Source organism: Amycolatopsis sp. NPDC051102 (assembly GCF_040682815.1).
Taxonomy (GTDB): domain Bacteria; phylum Actinomycetota; class Actinomycetes; order Mycobacteriales; family Pseudonocardiaceae; genus Amycolatopsis.
This window is the reverse complement of the sequence record NZ_JBFBBT010000003.1, coordinates 166,436-187,955: the sequence shown is the minus strand read 5'-3', so window position 1 is coordinate 187,955 and position 21,520 is coordinate 166,436. Positions and strand designations below refer to the sequence as shown.

28 protein-coding genes are annotated in these 21,520 nt (G+C 71.6%); 6 read left to right on the top strand and 22 right to left on the bottom strand.

Annotated features, from left to right (window positions below):
* Nucleotides 1-37 precede the first annotated feature (37 nt).
* Nucleotides 38-679 carry a class F sortase gene (locus tag AB0M93_RS11255; protein ID WP_364271188.1) on the bottom strand — a complete coding sequence of 214 codons (642 nt, stop codon included), beginning with the start codon at nucleotides 677-679 and terminating at the stop codon, nucleotides 38-40.
* Nucleotides 680-1,768, bottom strand: coding sequence for a hypothetical protein (locus AB0M93_RS11250; protein WP_364271185.1), 1,089 nt, complete (start codon nucleotides 1,766-1,768; stop codon nucleotides 680-682).
* 274 nt (nucleotides 1,769-2,042) lie between these two features.
* Here AB0M93_RS11250 and AB0M93_RS11245 point away from each other — a divergent pair, with 274 nt between their 5' ends.
* Both AB0M93_RS11245 and AB0M93_RS11240 read left to right on the top strand, forming a co-directional pair.
* On the top strand, nucleotides 2,043-2,408 hold the full coding sequence (locus AB0M93_RS11245; protein WP_364271182.1) for a metalloregulator ArsR/SmtB family transcription factor: 366 nt from the start codon (nucleotides 2,043-2,045) through the stop codon (nucleotides 2,406-2,408).
* Nucleotides 2,408-2,821: a Fur family transcriptional regulator gene (locus tag AB0M93_RS11240; RefSeq protein ID WP_354808946.1), complete on the top strand. Its 414-nt coding sequence runs from the start codon at nucleotides 2,408-2,410 to the stop codon at nucleotides 2,819-2,821. Before AB0M93_RS11245 ends, AB0M93_RS11240 begins: the two co-directional genes overlap by 1 nt.
* On the opposite strand, the gene AB0M93_RS11235 is transcribed toward AB0M93_RS11240, so the two are convergent.
* The 20 genes from AB0M93_RS11235 to hrcA form a co-directional block, all read right to left on the bottom strand.
* Complete coding sequence (locus AB0M93_RS11235; RefSeq protein ID WP_364271179.1) at nucleotides 2,818-3,600, bottom strand: hypothetical protein; 783 nt, start codon at nucleotides 3,598-3,600, stop codon at nucleotides 2,818-2,820. The genes AB0M93_RS11240 and AB0M93_RS11235 overlap by 4 nt on opposite strands.
* Nucleotides 3,601-3,647: 47 nt before the next feature.
* Nucleotides 3,648-4,361 carry a TIGR03943 family protein gene (locus AB0M93_RS11230; protein ID WP_364271176.1) on the bottom strand — a complete coding sequence of 238 codons (714 nt, stop codon included), beginning with the start codon at nucleotides 4,359-4,361 and terminating at the stop codon, nucleotides 3,648-3,650.
* Nucleotides 4,358-5,371: a permease gene (locus AB0M93_RS11225; RefSeq protein WP_364271173.1), complete on the bottom strand. Its 1,014-nt coding sequence runs from the start codon at nucleotides 5,369-5,371 to the stop codon at nucleotides 4,358-4,360. The genes AB0M93_RS11230 and AB0M93_RS11225 overlap by 4 nt, the downstream gene beginning before the upstream one ends.
* A 119-nt stretch (nucleotides 5,372-5,490) precedes the next feature.
* Nucleotides 5,491-5,916: a YbjN domain-containing protein gene (locus AB0M93_RS11220; RefSeq protein WP_364271170.1), complete on the bottom strand. Its 426-nt coding sequence runs from the start codon at nucleotides 5,914-5,916 to the stop codon at nucleotides 5,491-5,493.
* On the bottom strand, nucleotides 5,913-6,728 hold the full coding sequence (locus AB0M93_RS11215; RefSeq protein ID WP_364271167.1) for an isoprenyl transferase: 816 nt from the start codon (nucleotides 6,726-6,728) through the stop codon (nucleotides 5,913-5,915). The genes AB0M93_RS11220 and AB0M93_RS11215 overlap by 4 nt, the downstream gene beginning before the upstream one ends.
* A gap of 40 nt (nucleotides 6,729-6,768) precedes the next feature.
* Nucleotides 6,769-7,590, bottom strand: a complete 822-nt coding sequence (gene recO / locus AB0M93_RS11210; protein WP_364271164.1) for a DNA repair protein RecO — start codon at nucleotides 7,588-7,590, stop codon at nucleotides 6,769-6,771.
* A 67-nt stretch (nucleotides 7,591-7,657) separates the two neighbouring features.
* The gene (locus tag AB0M93_RS11205) at nucleotides 7,658-8,137 is read right to left on the bottom strand and encodes a CD225/dispanin family protein (protein ID WP_364271161.1); all 480 of its coding nucleotides are present in this window, start codon (nucleotides 8,135-8,137) and stop codon (nucleotides 7,658-7,660) included.
* A 65-nt stretch (nucleotides 8,138-8,202) separates the two neighbouring features.
* Entirely contained in the window at nucleotides 8,203-9,270 is a 1,068-nt protein-coding gene (locus tag AB0M93_RS11200) for an RDD family protein (protein ID WP_364271158.1), read from the bottom strand.
* Between the two features lie 129 nt (nucleotides 9,271-9,399).
* Nucleotides 9,400-9,855 carry a DUF2752 domain-containing protein gene (locus AB0M93_RS11195; protein WP_364271155.1) on the bottom strand — a complete coding sequence of 152 codons (456 nt, stop codon included), beginning with the start codon at nucleotides 9,853-9,855 and terminating at the stop codon, nucleotides 9,400-9,402.
* Nucleotides 9,855-10,208 (bottom strand): CD225/dispanin family protein, encoded by a 354-nt coding sequence (locus tag AB0M93_RS11190; RefSeq protein WP_364271153.1) that lies wholly within the window; start codon nucleotides 10,206-10,208, stop codon nucleotides 9,855-9,857. The genes AB0M93_RS11195 and AB0M93_RS11190 overlap by 1 nt, the downstream gene beginning before the upstream one ends.
* Before the next feature lie 26 nt (nucleotides 10,209-10,234).
* Entirely contained in the window at nucleotides 10,235-10,603 is a 369-nt protein-coding gene (locus tag AB0M93_RS11185) for a CD225/dispanin family protein (protein ID WP_364271151.1), read from the bottom strand.
* A 190-nt stretch (nucleotides 10,604-10,793) separates the two neighbouring features.
* The gene (gene era, locus AB0M93_RS11180; protein WP_364008863.1) at nucleotides 10,794-11,690 is read right to left on the bottom strand and encodes a GTPase Era; all 897 of its coding nucleotides are present in this window, start codon (nucleotides 11,688-11,690) and stop codon (nucleotides 10,794-10,796) included.
* Entirely contained in the window at nucleotides 11,687-12,025 is a 339-nt protein-coding gene (locus tag AB0M93_RS11175) for a hypothetical protein (protein WP_013228397.1), read from the bottom strand. Before AB0M93_RS11175 ends, era begins: the two co-directional genes overlap by 4 nt.
* Entirely contained in the window at nucleotides 12,018-13,361 is a 1,344-nt protein-coding gene (locus AB0M93_RS11170; protein WP_364271148.1) for a hemolysin family protein, read from the bottom strand. Before AB0M93_RS11170 ends, AB0M93_RS11175 begins: the two co-directional genes overlap by 8 nt.
* A 9-nt stretch (nucleotides 13,362-13,370) precedes the next feature.
* Nucleotides 13,371-13,940, bottom strand: coding sequence for an rRNA maturation RNase YbeY (gene ybeY / locus AB0M93_RS11165; RefSeq protein WP_364271145.1), 570 nt, complete (start codon nucleotides 13,938-13,940; stop codon nucleotides 13,371-13,373).
* Nucleotides 13,937-15,004, bottom strand: coding sequence for a PhoH family protein (locus tag AB0M93_RS11160; protein ID WP_364271143.1), 1,068 nt, complete (start codon nucleotides 15,002-15,004; stop codon nucleotides 13,937-13,939). The genes ybeY and AB0M93_RS11160 overlap by 4 nt, the downstream gene beginning before the upstream one ends.
* A gap of 86 nt (nucleotides 15,005-15,090) precedes the next feature.
* Nucleotides 15,091-15,459, bottom strand: coding sequence for a histidine triad nucleotide-binding protein (locus tag AB0M93_RS11155; protein WP_364271141.1), 369 nt, complete (start codon nucleotides 15,457-15,459; stop codon nucleotides 15,091-15,093).
* A gap of 411 nt (nucleotides 15,460-15,870) precedes the next feature.
* Nucleotides 15,871-16,623 carry a 16S rRNA (uracil(1498)-N(3))-methyltransferase gene (locus AB0M93_RS11150; protein WP_364271138.1) on the bottom strand — a complete coding sequence of 251 codons (753 nt, stop codon included), beginning with the start codon at nucleotides 16,621-16,623 and terminating at the stop codon, nucleotides 15,871-15,873.
* A 2-nt stretch (nucleotides 16,624-16,625) separates the two neighbouring features.
* Entirely contained in the window at nucleotides 16,626-17,792 is a 1,167-nt protein-coding gene (dnaJ, locus tag AB0M93_RS11145; RefSeq protein ID WP_364271135.1) for a molecular chaperone DnaJ, read from the bottom strand.
* 31 nt (nucleotides 17,793-17,823) lie between these two features.
* The gene (hrcA, locus tag AB0M93_RS11140; protein WP_364271133.1) at nucleotides 17,824-18,849 is read right to left on the bottom strand and encodes a heat-inducible transcriptional repressor HrcA; all 1,026 of its coding nucleotides are present in this window, start codon (nucleotides 18,847-18,849) and stop codon (nucleotides 17,824-17,826) included.
* Between the two features lie 210 nt (nucleotides 18,850-19,059).
* Here hrcA and AB0M93_RS11135 point away from each other — a divergent pair, with 210 nt between their 5' ends.
* Genes AB0M93_RS11135 through AB0M93_RS11120 form a run of 4 tightly spaced genes read left to right on the top strand, consistent with a single transcriptional unit; the run spans nucleotide 19,060 to nucleotide 21,468 of the window.
* A complete protein-coding gene (locus AB0M93_RS11135; RefSeq protein WP_364271130.1) occupies nucleotides 19,060-19,470 on the top strand; it encodes a YbaB/EbfC family nucleoid-associated protein in 411 nt (136 codons plus the stop codon).
* 5 nt (nucleotides 19,471-19,475) lie between these two features.
* A complete protein-coding gene (locus tag AB0M93_RS11130) occupies nucleotides 19,476-19,787 on the top strand; it encodes a type VII secretion target (protein ID WP_364271127.1) in 312 nt (103 codons plus the stop codon).
* A complete protein-coding gene (locus AB0M93_RS11125) occupies nucleotides 19,784-20,977 on the top strand; it encodes a hypothetical protein (protein ID WP_364271124.1) in 1,194 nt (397 codons plus the stop codon). Before AB0M93_RS11130 ends, AB0M93_RS11125 begins: the two co-directional genes overlap by 4 nt.
* Nucleotides 20,974-21,468: a hypothetical protein gene (locus AB0M93_RS11120; protein WP_364271121.1), complete on the top strand. Its 495-nt coding sequence runs from the start codon at nucleotides 20,974-20,976 to the stop codon at nucleotides 21,466-21,468. The genes AB0M93_RS11125 and AB0M93_RS11120 overlap by 4 nt, the downstream gene beginning before the upstream one ends.
* Nucleotides 21,469-21,520 lie beyond the last annotated feature (52 nt).

Sequence of the window (21,520 nt, the reverse complement as noted above, 5' to 3'; positions counted from 1 at the left end):
ATGCCGCGAAGGGCACCGGAGGTTGCAGCGAACCCGATCAGCCGGTGGGGCGCGTCACCAGCCGGGCCGTGACCAGGCGGTTCTCGTCGTAGCCCTCGGTGCCGCCGACGTAGTCCCCGCCGCAGGTCACCAGCACCAGCCGGTGCGGGCCGTCCTGCCCGAACCAGCGGGCGGCCTGGTCCGGGAGGAGCTCCTTCGGGACCGTGACGACGTCGTCCACGCGGTAGACCCACCGGCCGCCGCGGGCGTCGACGACGCTGACCTCGTCGCCCTGGCGCATCCGCCACAGCTCGTCGAACGGCCCGCGCCGCCCTTCCCAGTTCACGTGCCCGGACAGCAGCGCCGCCCCGCGGGCCGCGCCCAGCTTGGCGCCCCACCAGGCGGCGTCGCCGAGGCCGCGCGGGATCGGCAGCACACCGGTGCCGGTGAGTTCGGTGCGGACCAGGCGCGCGGTGGCGCCGCCGGGCAGGCGGACCGTGCCCGGCCGCTGCTGCGCGGCCGACTCGCTGTCCGCCGGCAGCACGGCCGGGGCCGCGTCCTCTCCCGGCAGCGCACCGGGCGGCGGGGCGGCGGCCAGTGACGTGGTGGCCGGCGGGAGCCAGGTCAGCACGATGATCCCGGCCGCGAAGGCGGCCACGGCCAGCGCCGCCGAGACGGCGGCCAGCGCCGTGCGCAGCACCTAGTCCGTCCCGGTCCGGCGCCGCCGGCCGAGCAGCAGGGCGACCGCGGCGAAGAACACCCCGCCGAAGAGCAGGCCGAGGCCGAGCGGGACGCGGGAGCTGTCCCCGTCCGTGGCGGGCGCGGCCGCGCCCAGGTAACCGGCCGGGACCTGGGTCGGCACGGGGGCCTGCGTGGCGGTCGCGCCGCCGGCGGGACCGGCGGTCTTCGCGACGAAGCCCTTCGGCACCGAGCAGCTGACCCCGCCGAGGACGATGGTGGTCCGCACGTCCTGCAGCGCGGTGCCCTGGGCGTCCTTGACGTGGGTGGTGATCTCGGCCCGCCAGCCGGCGACGGCGGTGAAGTCGCCCCCGCGCCAGCCGTCCTGGCGGATCAGCTGGTCGAACGTGGCCACCCGGGTCAGCTTGAGGTCGGAGACCGTCGTCGCCGGGTCGGCGTTCGTGATGTCGCCGGGCGGGCCGAGCCGCAGGTTCGTCAGCTGCAGGCCGGCGTTGCCGCCGGGCATCGGGACGATGCCGAGGCCGCCGCCGGCCTGGCGCACCCACAGCCGCGTCACCGAACTCGCCGAGGAAAGTTTCGCCGGGCCGGTGCAGTCGACCGAGGTCTTGGCGCCTTCCAGGACGAGCACGGTGTTGTCGACCGGCCGGGCGCCGCCCTGCCAGTTGTCGCGCAGCGCGTAATTCGTCTCCGCGACGGCATTGGGGACATTGGTCGCCTGCAGCGCGGCGAAGACGTTGTGGTCCCGGCTCGAGACGCCCGGCGGATACGGGTTCTGTGACGCGCTGTAACGGCCGAGGTCGATCTGGTAGTGCCCGCCGAAGGTGGCGCGCTCGCCATCGTCCTTGGGCACCGAGACGCGGTCCGCACCGAGCTTCGACTGCCCGGGCAGCAGCGGCGACCGTTGCGTTTCGGTGATCAGGGCGCCGCCGTGCTGGCCTTCGGCCCCGATCCGCACCGAGGCGATGTTCGCGAACGAAACCGGGCCGGTCTTTTCGTCGACGGCCTGGCTCTGCGCCTCGGCGACACCCACGCCGGCCAGGGGGAACACCACCGCCGTCAGCGCGGCCGCCCTCGTCACGAAACGCCTCATGTCTCCCCACTGCTCTGCTCGGGCGGCTCGTCGGCATCCGAGAAGCGACGAAACGCTCCGCGACAACCTTGCACCGTCGGCCACGGCTTGCGAAGCCGAAGAGCCAATATCCCACGAACTCACCCGGATGGGGTAATACGACCGGCCGTACCCCGCAGCTCGGCGCCGAGGCGGAGGTCACGACCGGGGGAACACTAGGATGGGCGGCGCCGTTATCGGCAATGACTACGGAATTCATGGTCGCAGGTGGCGGACGAGCGTGCTGGAGGCGGGAATGGCGACGGTGACCGGGAGTGGCGGCCGGCCGGGGCTCGCGGAGTGCACGCCGGAGTCCCCCGAGGCGCCGGCGCACCCCGCGCCGTCGGTCCTTTCCGACGCGGGTGACCTGCTGCGCGCGCTGGCGGCGCCGGTGAGGATCGCGATCGTGCTGCAGCTGCGCGCGGCCGACCGGTGCGTGCACGAGCTGGTGGACGCCCTCGACGTCGCGCAGCCGCTGATCAGCCAGCACCTGCGGGTGCTGAAGACGGCCGGGGTGGTGCAGGGCGAGCGCCGCGGCCGCGAGGTCGTCTACCGCCTCGCCGACGACCACCTGGCGCACATCGTGGTCGACGCCGTCGCCCACGTGCAGGAAGGAAAGTGATGAACCCCGCCGCGTCGCGCAGCCAGGCCCCGGTGCCCGGGCGCCGATCGACCCGGCAGCGGGCCGCGGTCGTCGAGCTGCTGAGCACGATCGACGACTTCCGCTCCGCCCAGGAACTGCACGACGAGCTGCGCAAACGCGGCGACGGCATCGGCCTGACGACGGTGTACCGCACCCTGCAGTCCCTGTCGGAGGCCGGCGAGATCGACGTCCTGCGCACGGACTCCGGCGAGGCGATCTACCGCCGGTGTTCCGCGCACCACCACCATCACCTGGTGTGCCGCCTGTGCGGCCGCACGGTCGAGGTCGAGGGCCCGGCGGTCGAGCGCTGGGCGGAGAAGATCGCGGCGGAGCACGGCTTTTCGGAGATCTCCCACACGGTGGAGATCACCGGCACCTGCGCCGAGCACTAGTGCGGCGGGGTGGTTCCCTGCCGGTCCAACGCGGTCTGCCCCGTGCAGGTGAGCTCGCCGGGCTGGACCTGCGCCCAGGAGGGACGCCAGACGAGCGTGGCCCCGTTCACCCGTGAGCCCAGCAGGCAGTCGATCCCCCCGGTCGACCGGTCGCCTGCCCGGTAGGCAACGCCGACATCGGTCCCGCGCAGCGCGATGTCCTGCAGCGGTGCCCGATCAGCGGTCTGCGTGTCGGGGTTGAACGCCCGCGGCGCCGGTATGGAGCGCGCAAGCGCGGCGCGTACGTCGTTCTCGGTGGCCGCGGCAGGCAGCCCGGTGAGCACGGACTGCAGCGCCGGATCGAAGCCCTCCGGCACGTCCCACCGCGGGATCGGCGGCGGGTTCACCGGCGTCGCCCCCGCCGGACAGTCCCGCCGGCTCGGCTCCTCCACCAGACCACGGAAGTTGTAGCCGACGTCGTAGCAGGCCGTCACGGGTTTCTGCGGGAACCATTCGTCCTGGGAACCGTCGTGGTGCACCCGGAAGACCAGGTGCACCGTCGTGGCCTCCAGGTCGTCCGAAGGCGTGTCACGCAGTTCGAGCACCGCGAAGTTCGGCCCGCGGCCGAAGTTGGTTTCCAGTGCCTTGCGCGCATACCCGGCCGCCGAGTTCTGCGGCGGCGAACCGATCGCCTCGGCCACCCGCTTGGCCACCCGGTCGGTCTCCGTATCGCCCGGCGCGCACGCCACCAGCGACACCGAGCACAGCACGAACAGCCCGGCCACCCCCGTGATCCTCACCGGGCCAAGACTACGCGGACCGGACCGACCGGCTGGGTACGCGAGTGTCAGTACTCGTAAGGGTCCTTGGGGGTCGGGACGGTGGTCAGGGAGGCCGGGGTGAAGTCCGGGGTGTAGCTCGTCGCCTTGGTGGCCGTGCCCGGGACCACCTGGCCCGTCACCTGGATCCAGGCGTCGCTCGCCAGGTGGTCGGCTTCGCCGCCGCGGAGGCGGACCGTCACCGGGAACGCGTCCGCCGCGCAGCAGCTGATCACCAGGCGGGCCAGCAGCGTCCGGCCTTCCGTGTGCACGACGAAGCCCGTCAGCGAGACCGTGCGGCCGTTGAGCGTGCCCGCCGCGTCCCAGCCCGCGCGGCTGACGAACTCGTTCACCGACAGCGGCACCACGGTTCCCGCCGGCAGCGGGGGGAACGCCGCCGCGTTGGCCGCCGCCGCGCTCGCCGGGACGCGGGCCTCGGTGCGGATCACCGAGTCCGCGCCCAGGGCCGGTGGCGCGACCAGGAACACCGCCAGCACCGGCACCAGCAGCAGCCACGCCGGACGCGCCGAGTGCGAGTGGCCGTCGTGGTCGTGGGACGCCCGCGCCGCCACGAGGTCGCGGACGATCGCCACCGCGCCCAGCAGCACCATCACCGCGCCCCCGGCGATGATCCACGGCTGCTGCGCCGGCTTGACGTACCGCAGGTAGTCGCCGTTGACCGCGATCTTGACCAGCGCCCCGCCGAGCAGGATCAGCAGGACGTTCTGGGTCTCCCGTTTCACGCGACCCCCACCAGGAATCCGGCGCCGAGCGCGCAGGCCACCGCCACCACGAACGTCGCCGGCGCGAACCGCACCGCGAACGACCGCCCGAACGTGCCCGCCTGCAACGCGAACAGCTTGACGTCGATCGCCGGCCCGACGACCAGGAACACCAGCTTCGGCAGCAGCGGCAACGCCGTCAGCGACGCCGCTACGAACGCGTCCGCCTCGCTGCACAGCGCCAGCACCACCGCGAGCACCGCCATCACGACCACGCCCAGCACGAGCTGGCCGCCCAGCACCCCGAACCACTTCGCCGGCACCAGCACGTTCAGCGCCGACGAAATCAACGCCCCCAGCACCAGGAAACCGCCCGCCTCGACCAGATCCGTGCGCGCGGTCTCGGCGAACACCCGCCACCGCTGCCCGCCCGCCACCTCCGGCAGACGCCGGAGCGCGTGCGAAGCGATCCACTCGAGCTTGCCCCAGCGGGCCCACAGCCAGCCCATCGCCATCGCGGTGGCGAGCGAGCCTGCGAACCGCGCCACCACCATCTCCGGCCGGCCGGGGAACGCGACCGCGGTGGCCACCAGCACCACCGGGTTCACCGCCGGCGCCGCCAGCAGGAACGTCAGCGCCGCGGCCGGGGCCACGCCCTGTCCCATCAGCCGCCGGGCCACCGGCACCGAAGCGCATTCGCAGCCCGGCAGCGCGACCCCGGCCAGCCCGGCGACGCCGACGGCCGCGCCGGCCCGGCGGGGCAGCACCTTCTCCAGCACGCGGGCGGGCACGAACGCGGCGATGGCCCCGCTGATCAGCACGCCCAGCACCAGGAACGGCAACGCCTGCACGCAGACGGCGACGAACACGGTCGAGCCGGTGCGCAGCGCGGGCACGTCGAACACCTGCTGCAGCCGGCTCTGCGCGAGGACCGCGATCAGCAGGATCGCGCACAGCACTTCGACCGAGCTGATCCGGAACCGGCGCGTGCGCCGGCCGGGCTCGGCCTCGGTGTCGGAAACGATGTTCACGACGGCGATGATGCCAGGGCCGTCCGACACTCCGGGACCCGCACGGGCCGCGAACGGAGGATCACGGTCGGTTTCGGTACCCGGATCTCCGTTCGCGGCGAAAATCCACCCCGGACGGGTCAGTCGCCGGGGACGATTCCGGGCAGATCGGTCCGCAGCTGCGACGCCGTCGACACGACCAGCATCAGCAACGTCCCGAGCGCCGCTTCGTCGAGACCGGCCGCCGGGAACGCGTACCGCAGCGTCACGTCGACGCCGTTGTCCGAATGCCCGATCCCGAGCGTCCCGAACAGCCCCTGCCCCGCCCGCTCGGCGACGGCGATCGACAGCTCCGGCGCGTCCGCCAGGTCCCAGCCGACCACACAGGTCAGGGTGAGCACGGTGAGGCCCTCGCCGAGCCGGGTCGCCTGGATCACGCACGGCACGCCGCCGTGGGAGAACGTCAGCGCGCCGTCGTCGTCGACGTGCACCTCGAGGTAGCGCTCCAGGGCCTCCCGGGCCCGCGTCAGCAGCTCCCCGGTTTCGACCGCTTCCGCGGCGCTCACGAAGAAGCCGCCTGGTCGACCGCGCCGCCGAAGCGGCGATCCCGCTTCGCGAACTCCAGGCAGGCCCGCCACAGGTGGGTCCGGTCGAAGTCCGGGAACAGCGTGTCCTGGTAGACCATCTCGGCGTAGGCCGACTGCCACAGCAGGAAGTTCGACGTCCGCTGCTCGCCCGAGGGCCGCAGGAACAGGTCCACGTCCGGCATGTCCGGCTGGTACAGGTACTTCCCGATGGTCTTCTCGTTGACCTTGTCCGGGTTCAGCTTGCCGTCGGCGACGTCCTGCGCGATCCGCTGCATGGCGTCGCCCAGCTCGGCGCGGCCACCGTAGTTGACGCACATGGTCATGTTCAGGGCCGTGTTGTGCTTGGTCTTCTCCTCGGCCGCCTGCAGCTCCTTGATCACCGACGCCCACAGCTTCGGCCGCCGCCCGGCCCACCGGATGCGCACGCCGATCGAGCCGAGGTAGTCGACCTGGCGGCGGATGGTGTCGCGGTTGAAGCCCATCAGGAACCGCACCTCTTCGGGGCTGCGCTTCCAGTTCTCGGTCGAGAAGGCGTACACGGAGAGCCACTTGACGCCCAGCTCCACGGCCCCGCTGGCGACGTCGATCATCACCGCTTCGCCGCGCTTGTGGCCCTCGATCCGCGGCAGGCCGCGCTGGTTGGCCCAGCGGCCGTTGCCGTCCATGACCAGCGCGACGTGCTTGGGCACCAGCTCGCGCGGGATTTCCGGTGGCTTCGCGCCCGACGGGTGCGGATCCGGGGCCCGCAGCTCGTATCGCGACGCCTTGTTCTCGCGTCCCCTGCGCAGCACTGCGAGCCTCCCTGGATGGGTGAACCGATCAGGCCCGACCCTACTGCCCGGACACCGATTGTCCTTCGGGGGTCCGGGCGGCTGAGCCCCCGGCTCGGGGGGCGGCGCCGGATTTCACCGTCTCCCGGGCGCGTCGCTCGACCAGGGGCAGCGACCGCAGCTGCCGCTCCAGGTGCCACTGCAGGTGGGCCGCGACCAGGCCGCTCGCGTCGCGGCGGGTGCCGGGCAGGGTCGACTCGGCCAGCGGCCATTCGCCGTGCAGGAGGGCGGTGAGCAGGTCCAGGACCTCGGGCGCCGGGTGCACACAGCCGGGGATGCGGCAGTCGGAGCACATCGAGCCGCCCGCGGCGACGCTGAACGCCGTGTGCGGGCCGGGCAGGCCGCAGCGGGCGCATTCGGTGAGCGCGGGCGCCCAGCCGGCGTAGGACATCGCGCGGAGGAAGAACGCGTCGAGCACCAGGGACGAGTCCCGCTGCCCCTCGGCCAGGGCCCGCAGGGCGCCGACGACGAGCAGGTACAGCTTGAGCACCGGCTCGCCCTCTTCGGCCGAGAGCCGGTCCGCGGTTTCGGCGATCGCGCTGGCCGCGGTGTAGCTCTGGTAGTCGGCGACCAGCGGCAGCTGGAAGGCGTCGACGGTCTCGACCTGGGTGATCACGTCGAGCGTCCGCCCGGTGTAGAACTGCACGTCGACGTGGCCGAACGGCTCCAGCCGGGCCCCGAACCGCGACGAGGTGCGCCGCACACCCTTCGCGACGGCGCGGACCTTGCCGTGCCGCCGGGTCAGCAGGGTGACGATCCGGTCGGCTTCACCCAGCTTGTGCGTGCGCAACACCACCCCGGTGTCGCGGTAGAGGTTCACCACCCCGACATCGTCCCACTTCGGGGTGATGCCGGGGTGGAGCGCCCCGCGGAACCGGCGGCGGCAGTTTTCAGGAGACGCCGTAGGCGATCAACGGGATGAGGAACGCGAACAGCACCAGGACGCAGCTGAAGCCGCCCAGGATCGAGGAGACCAGGCAGAGCGTCTTGGTCGTCCGCGACGCCTGCTCCGCCATCATGTAGTTGCCCTGCATCTTGTACGTGCCGACCTCGTTGGACTTCATGATGGCGAAGATCCCGAGGATGATGCCGCCGAGGAAGAGCGAGGCGATCGCCCAGCCCTTGTAGTCCTTGATCTGGTTGATGTCGCCACCACCGGGCATGCCGCCGTACCCCGGGGCGCCGTAGCCGGGCGCACCGAAGCCACCGGTGGGCGGCTGGCCGTACGGCGCCGGCTGCCCATACGGCGCGGGCTGCCCGTACGGCGCCGGCTGGCCGTAGGGCGCGGGCACGCCGCCGGACGGCGGGCCGTAGCCGGGCTGCTGCGGCTGCTGGCCGTAGGGCTGCTGCTGGCCGTAGGGATTGGTCATGACGTTCTACCCCAACTGTTCGTGAATCCCGCCGGGAGATCCCGGCGGTGGTGCGGGAAAGCCGGTCAGCGCTGCTCGTTCGGCGGCTGGCCGAACTGACCGGGCTGGATCTTCTGGGTCGCTTCGGGTTCGCCGGGGGCATCGGGGCGCAGCATCTGCGTCCGCTCGGCCTGCTCGTCGAACGCGGGGCCGCTGCCGGAGCCCGGGCGCAGCATCTGGGTGCGCTCGGCCTGCTCGTCGAACGCGCCGCCCGGCTGCGGCTGGCCGAAGCCACCCGGCGCGGGCTGCTGCCCGAACCCGCCCGGCTGCGGGGGCTGGGCCCCGAAACCGCCGGCGGACGGCGGCTGGCCGAACCCGCCTGGCTGCGGCTGGCCGAAGCCGCCCGGCGCGGGCTGCTGCTCGAACCCGCCGGACTGCGGCTGCTGCGGGAACCCACCGGAGCCGGGCTGCTGCGGGAACCCACCGGACGGCGGCTGGCCGAACTGGCCCGGCTGGCCCGGGGGCGGGAAGCCGCCGGCGAACGACTGCGCGCTCTGCGGGGCGAACCGCGCGGCCGCGTCGTCGGCGTTGACCACCACGGTGCCGATGATCTTGTCGGCGAGGGTCTGGCTCTTGTCGTCCCAGAGCGGCCACAGCCAGCCGACGTAGCAGATGATGTTGTCGACGAAGTGGGCGAGATCGCGCACGAACGCCATGCCGGCGCCGATCGGCTGCCCGGTGTCCTCGCGGACCAGCTTGATCTTGGCGACGCGCTTGCCGAGCGACTGACCGGTGTTGCCCTGCTGGATCCACCGGTTGTAGACGGACCAGCCGATCCAGGCGAGCGCGACGAGCAGGCTCAGCATCGAACCGCCGTTCCCGCTGAACGACAGCGGGATGATGATCGCGTACAGCAGGACGACGGGCCCGAAGTCGATGAGCGCGCCGAGGGCGCGCTGTCCCCAGGCCGCGTAGTTCCGCGGCGGCCCGAAGGGGTTGCCCTGCTGGCCGTACGGCCCGGGCTGTCCGTAGGGGGCCGGCTGGCCGTAGGGCGTGGGCTGCCCGTACGGCGGCTGCCCCGGCTGCGGCTGCCCGAACGGCTGCTGGCCACCGGGCTGCTGCCCGAAGGATTGCTGACCGTAGGGATCGGTCATTGGGTCTCCCCCTCGCTGGTCACTCCGCCGCACGCCCCGTGCGGAACCACCCCGGACGTACGGCGTGGTCCGCGGGAGCGTACTCGGTTCGCGTCCGGCCCCGGCGTCCCGGTTCCCGCGCGCCGGAAATCAGACGCGCAGGCCGGTGAACGGCGCGAACGGCAGGTTGCGGACGACGAACCAGACGACGAACACGACGGAAAACACCAGCGGCGTCCACCGCCAGTGCAGCCAGCTGTTCATCGCGCGGCCGCGCAACCGCCCGAGCGTCCACGCCGCCATGCTCCACACGAAGAGGAACACGAAGACGAACGACACGGCGTTGTAGTGCAGGGCCGCCGGGATGTTCCCGTGCATCAGGCTGTACGCCATCCGCATGCCGCCGCAGCCCGGGCAGTCGATGCCCAGCAGCGCCTTGGTCGGGCACAGGGGCAGGAACCCGCCGGGGGTGGTCGGGTCGCCGACCCAGACCGCCACGCTGCACACGCCGAGCCCGGCGACGACGGCCAGCGGCGGGGCGAGCGCTCGCAGCTTTTCCTTCGCCCCCCGGGCGGGGATTCCGGTGTAGACGGTCGGAGCCGTCACTACCGCACTCCCATCGACGAGACGCCGATGCCCAGGATGACGACGAAGACGACGATGTAGAGCAGCAGGAGGATCCCGACCGAGATGGCCGACCACATCGCCCACTTGCGGGCGTCGGCCGCGGCCTTCTGCGCCTCGGCGTGGAAACCCTGGAACCACAGCGACTGCACCTGGCTGGCCTTGACGATCGCGACCACGCCCAGGGGCAGGCAGCACAGCACGGTGCTCAGGATCGCCCACACCATGTTGTTGTCCGGCGGCGGCCCGTAGTTCGGCGGGTAGCCATAGCCATAGCCGTAGCCGGGTGGCGGTCCGCCCGGGGGCGGGTACGGCGGCGGGTACTGGTCGGTCACCGGAATCCTCCTGCTGCTCGGCTACGTCAGTATCGCGACGGCACCGTGTTGAACGTGAACGCGCCCGCGACCAGCAGGATGATCCACAGCACGTTGAGCACGACACCGACGATCGCGGCGATGATCGCCCACTTCTTGGCCGCGTCGGCGGCCTGCTGCGCGGCCGCGGTCTGGCCCTGCGCCCACAGACCGTTCACCTTGGTGGCCTGCACGATCGACACGATGCCGAACGGGAGGCAGCAGAGGATCGTGGTGAGGATCGCCCACACGAGGTAGTTGCTCGGGGGCGGGCCCGGCTGGTAGCCACCCGGCTGCCCGCCGGGGTAGTTCGGCTGCCCGCCGGGCTGGTGCGGCTGGTCGCCGGGGTAGTTGGGCATGCCCTGGCTGTCGGTCATGATCGGTTGTTCCCCTTCGTCGTGCTCCACAGACGACCACCGGATCCGCGGCCCGCCCCGACCGGGCGCGGTGTGGTCGAAGCCGCGACTGTAGGGGGCGGCGTGGCCGCGCGTCCGATGATTCGTCCCGCCGCGACCGAATCGAGACCAGGAATTCCGCTGATCCTCGCCGGCACGGCGAAAGCGCCGGTCAGAAGCCCAGCCGGCGTAACTGACGGGGGTCGCGCTGCCACTCCTTGGCTACCTTGATGTGCAGGTCGAGGTAGACCTTCGAGCCGAGCAGCGCCTCGATGTTCTTGCGGGCGGCGGCACCGACCTCGCGCAGCCGTTCGCCCTTGTGCCCCAGGATGATCCCCTTCTGGCTGGGCCGTTCCACGAACAGGAACGCGTGCACGTCGATGAGGTCGTCGCGGCCTTCGCGAGGCAGCATTTCCTCGACGGTGACGGCGATCGAGTGCGGCAGCTCGTCGCGGACGCCTTCCAGCGCCGCCTCGCGGATCAGCTCGGCGACCAGGGTCTGCTCGGGCTCGTCGGTGAGCTCGCCACCGGGGTAGAGCTGCGGCCCTTCGGGCAGCTTGCCGACGAGCAGGTCGGCGAGCGCGTCCACCTGGAATCCGTCCACTGCGGACACCGGGATCAGCTCGGCGAAGTCCATCACCTCCTGCAGCGCGAGCAGCTGCTCGGCGACCTGCTGGGGCTGGACGAGGTCGGTCTTGGTGACGATGCCGAGCACGGGCGTTCGCTTGGCGATCTTCTGCAGCTCGGCGGCGATGAACTTGTCGCCAGGCCCGATCTTCTCGTTCGCCGGCACGCAGAAGCCGACGACGTCCACTTCGGACCACGTCGTGTGCACGATGTCGTTGAGCCGCTCGCCGAGCAGGGTGCGCGGGCGGTGCAGGCCCGGCGTGTCGATCAGGACGAGCTGGGCGTCCTCGCGGTGGACGATGCCGCGGATCGCGTGCCGGGTCGTCTGCGGCTTGCTGGAGGTGATCGCGACCTTGGTGCCGACGAGGGCGTTGGTCAGCGTCGACTTGCCGGCGTTGGGCCGGCCGACGAAGCAGGCGAAGCCGGAACGGTGCTCGGTCATCGCTCGCGCACCTCGAGCACCGTGCCGTCGGGGGCGGCGAGGATGATCGGCGCGTACTTCGCGATGTCACGCACGGCGTGCACGGACGCGCCCTTGAGCAGTCCCTCTTCGCTGACGACGGCGGCCGCTTCGATGCCTTCGGCGCCGCTGGACAGCGCCGCGGCGACCGCGGCCTGCAGGGCGGTGAGCTTGAACGACGGCTGGTCGACCGTGCCCGCCGCGTAGGTGCGGCCGTCGGTGTCGCGGACCGCGGCGCCTTCGGGGGCCTGGATGCGGGCGCGCGAGGACCGGGCGAGGACGACCAGCTTCTGGTCCTCCGCCTCGAGGTCAGGCATGTTCGACGCTCCTGTCGCGTTCGTCGGTGTGGGGCAGGCGGGTGCGGCGGCGCGTCCGGTCGACGGGGTCCGTCATCGCTTCGGCGTCGGCCGGGTGGACGACCACGGAGGTGATCCGCATGCGCCCGCGCCGGTCCTTGCCCCCTTCGGCGAACAGCCGAAGGCCGGCGACCTCGGCTTCGGCCCCCGGCAGCGGGACCCTACCCAGTCGTTCCGCGAGCAGCCCGCCCACGGTCTCCACGTCGTGGTCTTCGAGGTCGATGCCGAACAGTTCGCCCAGGTCGTCGATGCCCATCCGGGACGAGACCCGGACGGCGCCGTCGTCGAGCTCCTCGACCTCCGGGCGCTCGTCGGCGTCGGACTCGTCGGTGATCTCGCCGACGATCTCCTCGAGGACGTCTTCGATGGTGAGCAGGCCCGCCGTGCCGCCGTACTCGTCGACGGCGATCGCCATGTGGTTGTGCGAGCGCTGCATCTCCTTGAGCAGCTCGTCGAGCCGCTTGGAGTCGGGGACGAACGACGCCGGGTTCATCACGGAGCCGACGACCGTGCTCGGCCCGTCGGGGTCGAGGTAGCCGGTCATCAGGTCCTTGATGTTGACGACGCCGACGATGTCGTCGACGGACTCGTCGATCACCGGCAGCCGGGTGAACCCGGTGCGCAGCGCGAGGGCGAGGGCCTGGCGGACGGTCTTGGTGCGCTCGATCCAGACGATCTCGGTGCGCGGCACCATCACCTCGCGCGCGACGGTGTCGCCCAGCTCGAACACCGAGTGGATCATCTCGCGTTCGGAGTCCTCGACGACGCCGCGTTCCTGGGCCAGGTCGACGAGCTCGCGCAGCTCGACCTCGGAGGTGAACGGGCCTTCGCGAAAGCCCTGGCCGGGGGTGATGGCGTTACCGATGAGGATGAGCAGCCGGGACAGCGGGCCGAGGACCGAGCCGAGGACGCGGACGGGCCCGGCGACGTACCGGCCGATGCGGTACGGGTGCTGGCGGCCGAGGGTGCGGGGGCCGACGCCGATGAGGACGTAGCTGACCACGACCATGACGACGGCGGCGACCAGCACGGCCAGGCCGAGCGGCGCCAGGCGGGTGCCCACGAACACCGTGACGAGCACGGTGGCGGTGAGCTCGCAGCCGAGGCGGAGCAGGAGCAGCAGGTTGATGTGCCGGCGGCGTTCGGCGACGACGGCGGCGAGGTGGCGGGCGCCGGGCAGCCCGAGCCGGGCGAGGCCCTCGGCCCGGGCTTGCGACACGGTGCTGACGGCCGCGTCGGCCGCCGCGAACACGCCGGCCAGGAGGACGAGCGCGATCGCGAAGATGAGCTGGGACATGGCTGACGCCTAGGGCGTTTCCCCGGCGGGTGGCTCGGCGGGGACGGCGGGGGGCTCGAGCCCGGCGATGCCGAGGACGCGGTCGTCGGTGCTGCGCTGGGCGTCCCGCTTCTCCAGGGCGGCGACGGCGTCCTGGTACTCGCCGAGGATGCGCTTCTGGAGGGCGAACATCTCGCGTTCCTCGGCGGGTTCGGCGTGGTCGTAGCCGAGGAGGTGGAGCACGCCGTGCACGGTGAGCAGGTGCAGCTCGTCGATCAGGCCGTGGCCCGCGGTCTTGGCCTGGTCTTTGGCGAAGGCCGGGCAGAGCACGATGTCCCCGAGCAGCGCCGGCGACGCGTCGGGCGCGTCGGGGCGGCGGGAGGAGTCGAGCTCGTCCATGGGGAAGGCCATGACGTCGGTGGGGCCCGGGAGGTCCATCCAGCGTTCGTGGAGGTCTTCCATCACGTCGAGGGTGACGAGCAGGATGGACAGCTCGGCGAGCGGGCTGACCTCCATCTTGTCGAGGGCGTAGCGGGCGGCCGAGACGATGGACGTCTCGTCGACGTCGACGCCGGACTCGTTGGCGATTTCGATGCTCAACGCCGGTTGCCCTTCCAGCCGTCGTTCTGCTGGGCGTCCTGCACGGCCTGCCACTTCTCGTAGGCGTCGACGATGCTCGCGACGAGCCGGTGCCGGATGACGTCCTGGCTGGTGAGCTCGGCGAAGTGGAGGTCCTCGACGCCGGTGAGGATGTCCCGGACGACGCGCAGGCCGCTGCGCTGCCCGCTGGGCAGGTCGACCTGGGTGATGTCGCCGGTGACGACGATCTTGGACCCGAAGCCGAGCCGGGTGAGGAACATCTTCATCTGCTCGGGCGTGGTGTTCTGGGCCTCGTCGAGGATGATGAAGGCGTCGTTCAGCGTGCGGCCGCGCATGTAGGCCAGCGGCGCGATCTCGATGGTGCCGGCCTGCATGAGCCGCGGGATCGACTCCGGTTCGACCATGTCGTGCAGCGCGTCGTAGAGCGGCCGCAGGTAGGGGTCGATCTTCTCGTTGAGGGTGCCGGGCAGGTACCCGAGCCGCTCGCCGGCCTCGACGGCCGGGCGGGTCAGCACGATCCGGGTGACCTGCTTGGCCTGCAGCGCCTGGACGGCCTTGGCCATGGCCAGGTACGTCTTGCCGGTGCCGGCGGGGCCGATGCCGAAGACGACGGTGTGCTTGTCGATGGCGTCGACGTAGCGCTTCTGGTTCAGCGTCTTGGGCCGGATGGTCTTCCCGCGGCGGGAGACGATGTTGAGGCTGAGCACCTCGGCCGGCGAGGCGTCGCCGGTGGAGAGCATGCCGACGGTGCGGCGCACGGTGTCGGGCCCGACCTGCTGCCCGCCGGTGGCGAGCTGCACGAGCTCGGCGAAGACGCGTTCGGCGAACGCGACGTCGGCCGGCGTGCCGGTCAGGGTGACTTCGTTGCCGCGCACGTGCACGTCCGCGGCGAGGAGCTCCTCGGCGACACGCAGGTTCTCATCGCGGGAGCCCAGCAGGCTGAGAGCGGCAGCGTCGGGGATGGGGAACCGGGACTGCGCGGCCTGAACGGCGGCATCCTCGGCCTTGGCGACGTCTCCGGGGACGTCGGGTCGGGCGGCTCCACCCGGTACGGTTCCGGCCACGTGGCCTCAGGCCTGCTTTCTCGGTGAGGGACTACGGACCCCACCGATGCTACTGGCACCCACCGACAGAACGCAGGCCGGTTTCCCTAGTCCTCGTCCGGAGCCCCGAACAGCCCGAGCGGCTCCCCGCCGAGAACGTGGGCGTGCACGTGGAAGACGGTCTGCCCGGCATCCCCATCGGTGTTGAAAACAACCCGGTACCCGCTCTCGAGGATCCCCTCGACCTCAGCAACCTTCCGGGCAGCGGCAACCACATCAGCCAGCAGCTGCGGATCAGCAGCAGCAAGCTCCCCAACGTTCCGGTACCGCTTCCGAGGCACAACGAGCACATGAACCCGAGCCTGCGGCCGAACATCCCGAAAGGCAAAGGTGGTCGCATCCTGATAGACGACATCAGCAGGGATCTCCCCACCAACGATCCGTTCGAACAGGGTCTCAGCCTCAGAATCGCTCATGCGAGCACCCTATCGACCAGGGGAAGCAAGAAGCCCGAAGCCCACCGAGCCACGCAACACGCCCCACGCAACACGCCCCACCCAACGCAACCGAAGCGGAAGCCGCGGGGGTCCGGGGCTAGCCCCGGCTGGGGGTCTGGGGGTTTGACCCCCAGAAAACACAACGAACGCAAAGCGGCATCTGAAGGAGCGAAGCGAGAGAAGATGCCGCGGCGCGGTAGACCCTGGGGGTCGATCTACCGCAACCGCGGCGGCCGCCGGACCGAGGGGGGAGGTGCCCGGCGGGGTCCGTGTGTCTTCCCAGTGCGCGCCGAAACAGTGTGTGGCGCGTTAGTAAACGAGAGTAACGGGTCGGAGTGTGATCGCGCCATAACTGGGCGCAAAATCAGGGGGTCTTTTTTAGGTGATCTTTCAGCTCCACCGGGTCGTCAGGGCTCCCAGGGCGCCCAGTGCCACGGCGGCGGCCGTCGACGTCCGCAGGACCGTCGTCCCGAGGCGCACCGCTCGCGCTCCCACGTCTCGCAGTGTGCGGAGTTCGTCGTCCGTGACGCCGCCCTCGGGCCCGACGACCAGCAGGATGTCCCCGGTGTCGGGCAGCGGGAGGTCGGTGAGCCGGTCCGGGACGTCGGATTCCAGCACGATCGCCAGGGACATCGTGGCCACGAGGCCGGCGAGTTCGGCCGTGGTCACCGGCTCGGTGACGTCCGGGACGTGCGCGCGGCGGGCCTGTTTGGCGGCGGCGCGGGCCGTGGCGCGCCAGCGGGCGAGGGCTTTGTCGCCGCGGCCGCCGTCCTCCCACTTGGCGACGCTGCGGGCCGCCCGCCACGGGACGATCGCGTCGACCCCGGCTTCGGTGGCGAGTTCGACGGCGAGCTCGCCGCGGTCCCCCTTCGCCAGGGCCTGCGCGACCAGCACGCGCAACGCGGGCGGCTCCTCGGTCCAGAACGATTCGACCGTCAAGGCCAGCAGCGGGTCACGCCCGGCCTGCACGGACTCGACGACGCAGCGCGCCATCGCGCCGGCGCCGTCGGACAGGACCAGCCGCTCGCCGGCGCGCAGGCGGCGGACCGTCGCCGCGTGCCGGGCTTCCTCGCCGTCGAGCAGTGCGCGGCCCGAGGCCGGCACCGACGCGGCGAGGAAGACCGGCAGGGTGGTGTCGGGCACGGTCAGCGGTGGTTCTTGGCGCGGAGCTTGGAGAACAGCCCGCCGTGCTTGGTGCCGTTGGACGCCAGTGTCGGGACCTCTTCGCCGCGCTGCTGCGCGAGCTCGACCAGCAGCTCGCGCTGGGCGTCGTCGAGCTTGGTCGGGACCACGACGTCGATGTGGACGTGCAGGTCGCCGCGGCCGTCGACGCGGCCGGAGGACCGCAGCCGCGGCATGCCCTTGCCGGTGAGGACGAGCTCGGCGTTGGGCTGGGTGCCCGGTTCGACGTCGAGTTCGTAGTCGCCGTCGACGAGGGTCGAGATCGGCACCGTGGCGCCGAGCGCGGCCGTGGTCATCGGGATCCGGAAGTTGCAGTGCAGGTCGTGGCCCTGCCGGACGAAGACCTCGTGCGGGGTCTCGTCGATCTCGACGTACAGGTCGCCGGCCGGGCCGCCGCCGGGGCCGACCTCGCCCTGGCCGGACAGCCGGATGCGCATGCCGTCGCCGACGCCCGGCGGGATCTTCGCGGTGACGTTGCGGCGGGCGCGGATGCGGCCGTCGCCGCCGCACTGGCGGCAGGGGTCGGGGATGACCTCGCCGAAGCCGCGGCAGACCGGGCAGGGCCGGGCGGTGACGACCTGGCCGAGGAACGACCGCTGGACGGACTGGACCTCGCCGGCGCCGCCGCAGGTGTCGCAGGTCTTGACCGAGGTGCCCTCGCTGGTGCCGGCACCGCGGCAGAGGTCGCAGACGATCGCCGTGTCGACGGCGATCTCCTTGTCGACGCCGGTGGCGCACTCCTCGAGGGTGAGGCCGAGCCGGATCAGCGCGTCGGAGCCGGGCTGGACGCGGCTGCGCGGGCCGCGCCCGCGCCCGCCGCCACCGCCGGCCGCGCCGAAGAAGGCGTCCATGATGTCGCCGAGGCCGCCGAAGCCGGCGAACGGGTCGCCGCCACCGCCGCCGCGCGCGCCGCCGTCCATCGGGTCGCCGCCGAGGTCGACGATCTTGCGCTTCTGCGGGTCGGACAGCACCTCGTAGGCCGTCGTGACCTCGGCGAACTTGTGCTGAGCGTCGTCCGACGGGTTGACGTCGGGGTGCAGCTCCCGGGCCAGCTTCCGGTACGCGCGCTTGATCTCCTGATCGCTCGCGTTCTTGGCCACCCCGAGGATGCCGTAGTAGTCCCTCGCCACCGTCTCTGCTTCTCCTTCTGCTCTGCCCGGCTCAGCGGCCGGCCAGGATCTGCCCCACGTAGTTGGCGACCGCCCGCACCGCGGCGATCGTGCCGGGGTAGTCCATCCGGGTCGGGCCGACCACCCCCATGCCGCCGAGCACCACGTCGTCGCGGCCGTAGCCGATCGAGACGACCGAGGTGCTGCGCATCTGCTCGTCTTCATTTTCCTCACCGATGCGCACGGTGATCGCACCGGGGTTGCGCGCGGCGGCCAGCAGCTTGAGCACGACGACCTGTTCCTCGAGCGCCTCCAGGACCTGGCGCAGCGAGCCGGGGAAGTCGGCGACGTTGCGCGTGAGGTTGGCGGTACCGCCGAGCACCAGGCGTTCTTCGGGGTGCTCGGCCAGCGACTCGACCAGCACCGTGGTGACGCGGATGAGCGCGTCCCGCAGCTCGCCGGGCGACTTGTCGGGCAGCTCGGCGACGCGCGCCGCGGCGTCGTTGAGCCGCCGTCCGGCCATGGCCGAGTTGAGCACGCTGCGCAGCCGGGCGACGTCCTCTTCGGTGACGACGTCGCCGAGGTCGACGGTGCGCTGGTCGACGCGGCCGTTGTCGGTGATCAGCACCAGCATCAGCCGCGCCGGGGTGAGCGGGACCACTTCGAGGTGCCGCACCTTGGCGTTGGTCAGCATCGGGTACTGGACGACGGCGACCTGCCGGGTCAGCTGCGCGAGCAGCCGGACCGAGCGCTTGAGGACGTCGTCGAGGTCGGTGCCGCTGTCGAGGAAGGTGGTGATGGCGCGGCGCTCGGCCGCGCTCAGCGGCTTGATCTCGGAGAGCCGGTCGACGAAGAGGCGGTAGCCCTTGTCGGTCGGCACGCGGCCGGCACTGGTGTGCGGCTGGGTGATGTAGCCCTCTTCTTCGAGCGTCGCCATGTCGTTGCGCACGGTGGCGCTCGACACACCCAGGTTGTGCCGCTCGACGATCGCCTTGGACCCGACGGGTTCCTGGTTGGACACGTAGTCGGCCACGATCGCGCGCAGCACGTCGAAGCGGCGTTCCTCCGCGTTGGCCACCGGTTCCTCACCTACCTCGCTCGCTGCTCGATCCGAGTTTACGGAAGCCTGAGCCGGTCGCGCTCAACACGGGCCGAGCGCGCCGGGTAAAGGGCACGCAAACCGAACCCCATGCATTGTTCTGCAGCAGATTTTCCCGCTTGAAAGGGGAACCGAAAACCGGTTTGCTCCCTCTGATCCCCGCATCCTTCCCCGACTGACGAGGTCGCCGTGAACAGTTTTGATCCGGCTTCGGCCGGTATGCCCGAAATCGCCCGGCGCGCGGCCGAGGCGAAGGCGCGGCTCGAGCGTGTCTCGGCGACCGCCACGAGCGCCGACGGGGCCGTCACCGTCACCGTCAACACCGCCGGTGCGCTGCAGGAACTCACCTTCGGCCCGCGCGCCGACGAGCTGCCGCGGACCCGGCTGGCCCAGGCCGTCCTGGCCACCGCGCGGCGGGCGCAGGTCGACGCGGCGCAGCAGCTGACCGGCATCATGGCGCCGGTGATCGGCGAGCGCAGCGAGGCGATGGAATTCCTCAAGGAACAGATTCCCGCGCCCGAGGAACCCGCGGAAGAACCGCGCCGGAAACCGCCGTCCGACGACGACTTCGGCAGCCCGATCCTGCGCCGGGGACTCTGATGGCGATGAGGGTCGACTTCGACGCGCTCGGCGGCCACGAGGACGAGATCCGCGAGATCGCCGCCAAGGTCCAGCAGGCGCTCGACGCCGCCGGCACCGCGCAGGCTCTCGACTTCGACGCGTTCGGGCTGGTCGGGCAGGTCTTCGCGGTGCCGATCCAGGCCTGGCTGACCACGGCCGACGGCTTCCTCTCCGCGGCGGTCGAGGCCGGTCACGACGTCGCCGACCGGGTGAAGGCCGCGCACACGGCGTTCCGCGAACACGAACACACGACGAAGTGCCTCATCGAGGGCATCGGCAAGGAGCTGCCGGCATGACGGAGAACTCCCTGGTCGCCACGGCCGAGCCGGCCAACGGCTTCTGGAGCGGCATGGGTGACGGCTCGAAGGGCGAGCTGGACAACCTCAACGCGCAGACCGGCGGCGCGGGCATCTTCAGCGACGCCGCTTCCACGCTCACCGACGCCCGCAACGGCGACTGGGGCAACCTCGCGATGGACGTCGGCACCGACGCCCTCGACCTGCTCGGCGCGGCGATGGACCCGCTCGGCACCCTGGCGAGCGCGGGCGTCGGCTGGCTGATCGAGCACATCAGCTTCCTCAAGGACGGCCTCGACAAGCTCGCCGGCAAGCCCGAAGCGATCACCGCCAAGGCCGTGACCTGGACGAACATCGCGAAGCAGCTCACCGAGACGGCCGAGAGCTACGAGCGGAAGGCGAAGAACGTCCAGCAGTCGTTCAGCGACTGCGCGTCCGCGGACGCCTACCAGCGGACGGCGGAGAGTTACGTCGGCGTCCTGCGCGGCGCCGCGTCCCACGCCGAAGGCGCGTCGACGGCGATGAACGTCGGCGCGGCGCTGGTCGGCACCGAGCGCGGGCTGATCCGCGACATGATCTCGTCGTTCGTCGGCGAGCTGATCGTCAAGGCGCTGGCCGCGCTGGCGGCATCGTGGTGCACCTTCGGCGGCACGATCGCCGCGTTCATCGCCGACACGGTGATCGAGGGCGGGGTGCTGGCGGAGAAGATCAGCACGCGCATCGCGAAGATCGTCGAGAAGCTGGAGGGCCTGGCCAAGGGCGCGGGCAAGTCGAAGGCGGCCCTCGAAGGAGCGGCGAACGCGCTGAAGAAGGCGGGCAAGGCGGCCGACCGGATCGTGGACAAGAGCGTCGACACGGCCGCGAGCATCGAGCGGAAGGCCGACGAGCTCAAGCAGGCGGGCCGGGAGGCGAAGTCCGCCGAAGAGACGGCGAAGGGCTGGAGCGACGCCGCCAAGGAGCACGTGCCGGGCCGCGAGAAGCTCGAAGGTCCGGGCCAGTACTCCGAGGAGGGCCGCAGCGTCCTGAACCAGCACAAGGTCCTCGACCCGGACGAGAAGGTGCACTGGAACACCGCCGACACCATCGGCGTGGCGACCGAGGGCCGCCGGCAGGAGAACGAGCAGTACGACCGCTACCACGAGGCCCAGGAGGCCTACGAGAAGGAACACCCCGAAGGCGAGGGCGAGTGAATGACCGGCCCGAGGTGGAGCTGGCCAACCGCAACGGCCGGCTCCACCCCGCGCAGCGCGGCGCGCTGCTCGACCTGAACTTCTGGGTGGCAGCGGTCCTCGTCGTCGCCGGGCTCGTGGCCACGGTGGGTCTCGCCCTCGTGGCGGAGACCGCGGGCGAAATGCTGGGCACCGTGGTCCCGCTCCTGGCGATCACCGGCTGGTTCGCGTTCGTCTGCTGGCGCCGCCTCGCCGACGCCTTCGGCGGCCGGCTGGTCGCGGTCACGGGCTGGACGCACGACTTCGGCACCGCTCGTCTCACCGACGAGTACCCGATCGGCCTGCACCACAGCCCGGAGGGCTTCAAGAGCCTGGAGTCGTTCAGCCTCCGCGCCGGCGGCCGGACCTACCCGCTGGAGCGGAAGCTCCGCGAGCGGATCCAGCCCGACCGGAACAACACCGTGCTCGTCGCGCCCCGGAGCAAGCGGCTGATCAACGTCCTGCCCGCCTGAGCGGTCTGCCGTGGCCCTCGTGAGTGGTAACGCGAGTTCTAACTCGCCTTAC